Origin of the sequence: Kluyvera ascorbata ATCC 33433 (assembly GCF_000735365.1) — a bacterium.
GTDB classification, from domain to species: domain Bacteria; phylum Pseudomonadota; class Gammaproteobacteria; order Enterobacterales; family Enterobacteriaceae; genus Kluyvera; species Kluyvera ascorbata.
On sequence record NZ_JMPL01000054.1, the window covers coordinates 20288 to 27775 of the forward strand.

5 protein-coding genes and 2 pseudogenes are annotated in these 7488 nt (G+C 45.6%); 2 read left to right on the plus strand and 5 right to left on the minus strand.

Annotated elements, in window-relative coordinates:
• Positions 1-90: 90 nt before the first annotated feature.
• The 3 genes and pseudogenes from nhaR to GKAS_RS13740 form a co-directional block, all read right to left on the minus strand.
• Positions 91-990, minus strand: coding sequence for a transcriptional activator NhaR (nhaR, locus tag GKAS_RS13730; RefSeq protein ID WP_035894922.1), 900 nt, complete (start codon positions 988-990; stop codon positions 91-93).
• Between the two features lie 38 nt (positions 991-1028).
• A pseudogene (gene nhaA / locus GKAS_RS13735) lies at positions 1029-2197 on the minus strand (Na+/H+ antiporter NhaA).
• A 216-nt stretch (positions 2198-2413) separates the two neighbouring features.
• Positions 2414-4489, minus strand: a complete 2076-nt coding sequence (locus GKAS_RS13740; RefSeq protein ID WP_035894923.1) for a glycoside hydrolase family 18 protein — start codon at positions 4487-4489, stop codon at positions 2414-2416.
• A gap of 391 nt (positions 4490-4880) precedes the next feature.
• On the opposite strand from GKAS_RS13740, the gene GKAS_RS13745 reads away from it, so the two are divergent.
• On the plus strand, positions 4881-5297 hold the full coding sequence (locus GKAS_RS13745) for a winged helix-turn-helix domain-containing protein (RefSeq protein WP_035894924.1): 417 nt from the start codon (positions 4881-4883) through the stop codon (positions 5295-5297).
• A 30-nt stretch (positions 5298-5327) separates the two neighbouring features.
• Positions 5328-5861 carry a glycoside hydrolase family 108 protein gene (locus tag GKAS_RS13750; protein WP_035894925.1) on the plus strand — a complete coding sequence of 178 codons (534 nt, stop codon included), beginning with the start codon at positions 5328-5330 and terminating at the stop codon, positions 5859-5861.
• Positions 5862-5975: 114 nt separating this feature from the next.
• On the opposite strand, the pseudogene GKAS_RS13755 reads toward GKAS_RS13750, so the two are convergent.
• Positions 5976-6313, minus strand: a pseudogene (locus GKAS_RS13755) (phage holin family protein).
• A 113-nt stretch (positions 6314-6426) separates the two neighbouring features.
• Positions 6427-7359 carry a LysR family transcriptional regulator gene (locus tag GKAS_RS13760; protein ID WP_081918548.1) on the minus strand — a complete coding sequence of 311 codons (933 nt, stop codon included), beginning with the start codon at positions 7357-7359 and terminating at the stop codon, positions 6427-6429.
• Positions 7360-7488 lie beyond the last annotated feature (129 nt).

Below are 7488 nucleotides of genomic sequence, written 5' to 3' on the forward strand. Positions count from 1 at the left end.
CTGCAAAGGAAAATCAGAAATCACATTACGCTAAATTGACATCATTAATTCTCACTGAGAAATAATGATGTCAATTTTAGCTTTTTTATCTTACCGGATAGGATTTGAAAATAACTCTGTATAATCTTTCTTGCAAATACGCTGCACCGCCGGATGCTGGATCATTCTTTCCGCGAATATGGCGTGATATTCCTCCATCACATTCTCTACACGTCCAATTTCAACGATAGAATCATCGGCATAGAAATGATGTGAATACAGAGTAGGGGCAACAAAAATAGCGTTATGTGTTGCCCCAAACGCTTTCATCAATGCGGCATCATCAAACTCACCAAGGATTTCAACGTTCAATCCTTGTGAGTTGATCCAGTTCAGCAGCTTACGCCCGAGCATCGAGCGACGCCCTGGGATTAGTAATCGACGTTCTTCCAGGCAGGCAGGAAAGGGTTTCTCCGGCAATGGCTGAGTACACCAAAAACTCACGCAGCATTCGCCAATTCGCACCGAAAACAACCCCTCCTGCTGGGTAGAATCGATCGGGCAGTCGGAGATAATCATATCCAACTTATGCTGGCTGAGCTGCTCAAGCAGCATTTCGTGCGTTGACTCAAAACAGCGCAGATGGATTGGCTCATCTTCCACCACGGCGGCATCCAGCACGCTGCTAACCAGCTGTTTGGATAGCGCATCTGCCACGCCAACATCAAACAGCAGGTTCGACTCTTTGCGGTAGTTCACGATATCCAGCATCTCCTGGCTTAGGGTGAACATTTTGTCGGCATAGCGGAAGACCAGCTCACCCAACTCGCTCGGTTCAATACCGCGCCCTTTACGTTTAAACAGTTTGCCCTGTAACCGTTCTTCCAGCGCCTTGATTTGCCCGGTGATGGTTTGCGGTGTCAGGAACAGCGCCTCTGCCGCCCCCACGACCGAGCCTTCCTTATAGACATGCCAGAAGTAGTAAAGGTGATTGTAATTAATATGCGACATGCCCTGTGCACTCCTCTCCTTTAATTCTCATCTTGCGCTTAGGCCATCTGCGGCTTCAAATGCGCACGTAATAAACTGTATCCCACCACCGCCGACATCACTGAGCCAATCAGGATGCCGAGCTTCGCCCAGTTAATCAGCGACGGGTCGACGCTGCCGAAGGCAAGGCTAGCGATAAAAATAGACATGGTGAAGCCAATCCCGCACAGCAGGCCGACGGCCATAATCTGCGAGAAGTTTGCCCCTTCCGGCAGTTTTGCCAACTTGAGCTTCAGCGCCAGCCAGCAGAACAAGCTGATGCCGAGCGGCTTACCGAGAAACAGACCCGCGATGATACCCAGCGGCAGCAGCGAGGTCAGCCCGTCGAGCGTGACGCCCTGAAGGGAAACGCCGGCATTGGCAAAGGCAAACAGCGGCAGGATCATAAAGGCCACCCACGGATGCAGCACATGCTCAAGTTGTTTCGCTGGCGACTTACCGTTCTGCTCGCGCAGCGGGATAAAGAAGCCGACAATCACCCCAGCCAGGGTGGCATGAACGCCGGACTTCAGCACCGCCGTCCACAGGATCACACCCACCAGAATATAGATACCGGTCCGACGTACGCCGCTGACGTTCAGCAACGCCAACACCGCAATGGCGGCCGCAGCGATGGCCAGCGACAGCAGTGACAAATCATGAGTGTAGAACAGCGCGATAATCACAATGGCACCCAGATCGTCGATGATGGCCAACGCCATCAGGAAGATCTTGAGTGAGGCCGGTACACGGCTGCCCAGCAGTGCCAGCACGCCAAGTGCAAAGGCGATGTCGGTCGCCGCAGGAATCGCCCAGCCGCTGCTCGCAATCGGATCCTGAGCGTTAAACGCCAGGTAAACCAGCGCTGGCACGGCCATGCCGCCCAGTGCTGCAATTACCGGGAAAATAGCCTGACGACGCGTAGCCAGCGAGCCTTGCATCATCTCGCGTTTAACCTCAAGGCCAATCAGCAGGAAAACACCGCCATCAGGGCATCGTTAATCCACAGCAGCATGTTCTTGTTAATTTCTAATGCGCCCACGCGCAGCTGCACCGGCGTTTCCAGGAAGGCATGATACAGGCCGCTGGTTGCGCCCATGTTGGCCATCAGCATGGCCAGAACGGCAGCAATAATCAGAATGATGCCACCAGAGGCATCATTGCTGAAAAAACGATGCAGATGTTTCATCTATTTATTCTCTCATTCAGTTAACTACTTGATAGAGACAATCATACCCTTCACAGATGCTCGTTAAAATTAGATTATTTAGTAAATATAATTCGTATTTTCCGATCTAACTAGATTATTGCCAGGGTCGGTAAGCGCCCTCCCCAGAAAGACATTCCGCGTCACAATGGAAATGCCCCGGATTTTCCGGGGCTTCTTTCAAGAACAACCAATCACTCAGTATGCGCCGAGGTCAGTCCATGCCTGGCCCTGGCTGCAGTTCAGGTCTGGCTGCATACCTTCACACCACCAGTTGACCTGGTAGTTGTGACCTTTCCAGCTTACGATCTCGAACTCGCCCCAGTTGACGCCGTATACCGTAGCCGCATCCCATTGTGGGTAAACAGAAGCGGAATCATCCGGAGTAGATTCAGAGTCATCAGAAGGTACTGGAGTCGGAGTGACCTCTTCTTCATCATCAGCCGGAGTCGGTTCAACTGCGCTTGCCGCTGGCACCACAATCAGAACAAAACGCTGCTGGGTTGAAGGTTCGCCTTGAGCATCACGGACAAACAGTGTGAACTGAAGTTCGGTAGCGGCTTCAACAACCGGTACCACGAACTCGATAACCGAAGCAGTTTTATCAGCAACGTCGATAGCGGTTGGTACGCCCCAGCTAAAGCTCAGAGCATCGTCATCTTCATCACTAGAGCCTTCGCCAGAAAGCTGAACGCGGGAACCGCCGACAACGCGCAGTTCAATAGTCGCTTTAGGCGCATGGTTGGCCTTTTCACCGTCATCCTTGTCTTCATCAACAGGTTCAATATTGATGCCTTCGAAGTAGAACGGTTCCATATCAACCACTTCCTTGCTCATTTCATAACCTAGGCCTTCACGCGCCGCGTTGACCAGCACGCCGTTATCCTGGTCGATAGTCCAGGTGAACATCCCACCCAGGCCGAGCTTAGCCGCGTACTCCGCTTTCACTTTTACGCTTCGTGGTGTATCAAGCGACATGAACAGTTTAGATTGCGGGTTGTAGAGGTAGTCTGCATTTGCAACCTGGTCGGTATACACATTGAAGCCATTACGACCTTTCTGGTTTTCCAGATCCAGGTAGTTATAAATGGTGTCATACCATTCGGTGCAGCCAGATTCGAAGGTACCGGTAGTGGTCCCCTCACCTGCGCTGTAAGAACCTTTCAGCGGGGAGAAGCTTTCAATTTCGGCGTTACGACCATTACGGGTGTAACCTGCATAACCGATGTTGATGCGATCGGCAGGGAAACCTTCAGCAATCAGATAATCAACAATAACTTCAATACTCCAGCCACCCGCAGACAGTGGGGACAGGTTAGTATGATGCGTCAGAGTTTCCGCCCATGGTGTACCGAAGAAGTCATAGGTCATGACGTTGATGCCGTAGAGACCCGCATCCATCAGCGCGTTAACGTTAGAGTAACCCAGAGTTTCTACGACAGCAGAGCTAGCGATAGAGATTTTAACATCGCTACGACCAGCAGCATCCAGCTGAGTTTTCAGCTCTTTGATGACCAGAGCATAGTTCGCGCCGTCTTCTGGGCCGTAAGGGTTATTGTTACCGACAGCATTCGGGTATTCCCAGTCAATGTCCACTTCGCTAAACATTGGGAACTGTTTGAATAATTTCACCACACCTGCCGCGAATACTTTGCGTGCTGCTTCAGTTTTTGCCATTTCATGGAAGCCGTTACTCATTGTCCAGCCGCCGATACTCATTGAAAGCGCCAGAGTATGACCCAGCTGCTTCGCTTTTGCCTGCAGGTCACGTAGACCGCCCAGCATGCCGTGAGTAGTCTGTTGCGTCACCGTCATTGGATCGAGGTCCCAGGCACTGGTCTCCTGGTTACAGTTAACATAAGACTGGAAGTCACCCCATGGGTCGAGGAAGGTGGGTTCGTTAGTCGTTTTGCCGGTGAGAGCTGCCGCTTTTTCAATGGTGGATTGCTTCTCGCCCTTGTCACCCACAATACCAATGAAACCAAAGATAATTTTGTCATAAGCCAGTGGATCGACATTAGCCAGATCGTAGCCACGTCCACGGTCATCAGCAATATCACCACCTTGCAGGCGGTCATCATATTGAGACCAGTCGGTGTAGTAGCCGAATACTTTTGGCTTATTCGCGTTTGCTTTATAAACGTTATATACCGAATTAGCGACGCGAGCAGAAGTGTAGCTGTATTTACTCACTTCAGTTGCAGGAATAAAACCGTCAGCTGCATTACTGGTTTCAGTCAGGGTGTCACCCTTAATTAATTTACTAGTCGTCATAATATGTTCCTATAATTTAGATGATTGTGTTTTCGTAGGCCATCCTACCGGGTGAATAATTCATTAGCTGATTGAATAAGGCTAATCACAAAACATCATCAATGACGATGACTTTTAATTTATACATAGCAACGATAACAATTAATTAAATTAATATTATACCGCAACACCCCGTTCACTTTATCAGCAATACAAATGCAACCCTAAAGTGTTTAATGGTATTTAATAGGTTTTTAAATCTCACTTAAAAACAAATCAAAGCTGTGATACACATTTGAAAATCAAACATAAAATGGAGTTATTGATTTTTACAATATGGATTCAGCTAGTTCTCGTAACTAGTATTCGGATAAACAAGGAATCAAGAACAACATCATTCAAAGAGGGAACAATGAAAACGTATATCATAAACCATGACTGCATATTTAATGAGCGTAAATATGAACTACGGAATATCACTAATTCGATGGTAGTCCGTATGACGGCGATGAGAGCAAGATGCCTCAGTTTCATCATCGAGCATGCAGAAAATGAAGTCATCGAACGCCAGGAACTCACTACCGCACTCTGGGGAAGTAGAGGGAACTATGTGAATGATGCAAATTTAACGCAAATACTTTATTTGATTCGCAAGGATTTAAAATCACTCGGGATCCATGACCTCCTCATTACTATCCCCCGCCAGGGAATTCAGGTAAATGATTTGATTCCCATTGAGTCAACAGATACCAACCAACCAGTTCCCCATTCTCTTTTTAGTCCATCCCGGCTCAAACAACGTTTTATCTCATTATTCAAACGCCAATAGTTTTAATAAATCATTATCAAGGAGGGTATAATGAATCCAGTTATCGATGGTATTCTTTCAATAGAAGGTGGTTATTCCAACAACCCCGCAGATCGTGGTGGTGAAACCAACTGGGGAATAACCAAAGCCACAGCAAGAGCAAATGGTTATCAGGGAGAAATGAAAGCATTAACCCGCGAAGAGGCCTATGCGATACTCGAGAATGTTTACTGGGTTAAACCTGGGTTCGAAGACATCTCACAGCTATCCTGGCCGATATCATTTGAACTCTGTGATGCCGCGGTCAATGTCGGCCCAAAATACCCCGGTATCTGGCTACAGCGCTGGCTAAACGTCTTCAACAAAGAACAAAATCTGTATCATGATTTAAGCATCGACGGCCTTATCGGTTCAAGAACGCTAGCCGCACTGGAACGTTTTCTGACAACGCGAGGAAGCGAAGGCGAGGTGGTCTTACTCAGAGCGTTAAATTGCAGCCAAGGGGCTTATTATTTGACTATCACCGAAGAAAGACAACAGAACGAGCAGTTTATCTACGGCTGGCTAAAAAACCGTGTTGTATAAGTTGAATAATGGGACAATGTAATCTTTACAATGTCCCATTTTTTCATCACACCATTGTTGATTATCGGTTATTAATCCTCAATAAGAGTTATGTCCTAATTTGTCTATGCATACTTACTCTTTGCCAGATACAATGCGTTTAACTCGCGCCCCTAATATTTTAATAATGGGAATAGAAAATACACCTCCCACTCCTGCAAAAAGCAATATCATATTAAAACTTAGCCCCTTTTCAACCGCTACCACACTTAAAATAAAACTAGTGAAGCATGAGATAATAATCTGGTTGATACATCTCATTAAGCGACCATGAAAGCTACCGGCTTTGAACCCCTCTGACTTTAATAAAAAACTCACAACCCCCCCCATGCTCCGACCGCGATGACCATTGCAATAACTTCTACTTCGAGGAGAATCGCCCTTGGCGTTTCTAATTGAGCAGGTAATAACATTTATGATTCCTTTTGGATATAATGGAACTACAAATCTAAACCTTTCAGAGCGAAGAAAAGAGTCACAAAGAATCACTAAATATAGGTAATAAAAAAATATCTTATTAATGAAGTTAATGACGAAATGAAGATAAAGTATGAAGCATGTCAACAATGTCTTCAATATGCTGGCTCTTAGCATTCCTTTTATACCAGGAAGCGTATACATTCATTTGTTTTATTTTAATTTCACGTGGTAACTGCAGGATATTGATATTATATTTACGTTGATTTTTAAAGAAAATAGCAAGTTTCAAGGGAACCAATGCAATTAATTGTGTGCGTTCTACAATACCCATGATCCCTGTAATTGAATCACTTTTGTAGCCAATATCCCTTCGTTCTTTAACATCAATATTACTATCATAGAGGTTTTCATCTTGTATGGTCACAATCGGACAATCATTAGCTTTAAAAATGGCATGTTGTGATGATAAAAAATGATGGAGTGATAGCTGTGATAGTTCGCTTAACATATTATCCTTACCACAAATCACGCAAAAGTGTTTGAAGCTATCAATGGGTCTGCATTCAAAATCATTATCATTGTTATAATTACGGCTGATTGCTATATCGCACTCCTCCGTTATTAACAATTTTCTCATCTCATCGTTATCCCGGTTACGCATAGAGAAATGATGAAAAGAATAACGCTCGAAAAATTTATCGTCGTAAACCTGTGATAAATAGTAGTTTTCAGTAATATCACCGCCCAACAGGGTGATTTTACTTTTCTCCGAATCTTTCCCTTCCGGTTTTAATGCGACTTTAATGAGATCAATCGCTTGGCAGAAGTAGCTATGAACTTCGAGCGCTTTTACTGTTGGAATGAGACCACTTCGGCCTCTGACAAAAAGAGCTTCGTGGTAAAAACCCTGTAATCGGTTCAATGCAATCGAGACAGCCGCAGGCGTTACAGCCAATCGCTGGGATGCTTTCGTGACATTTCCGGCGGAAATAACTGCATCCAGCACCTTAATTAAATTATAATCGAACTCACTCTTCAAAGAAATAACTCCAGATCCATTAAAACTTCTACAGTATCACAAATGGAATTATTACTTCATAAGCGAAACAATCAAAATAAATTAATAATAAATTAATAATACAATAATTTATAATACATAGATAGTTTT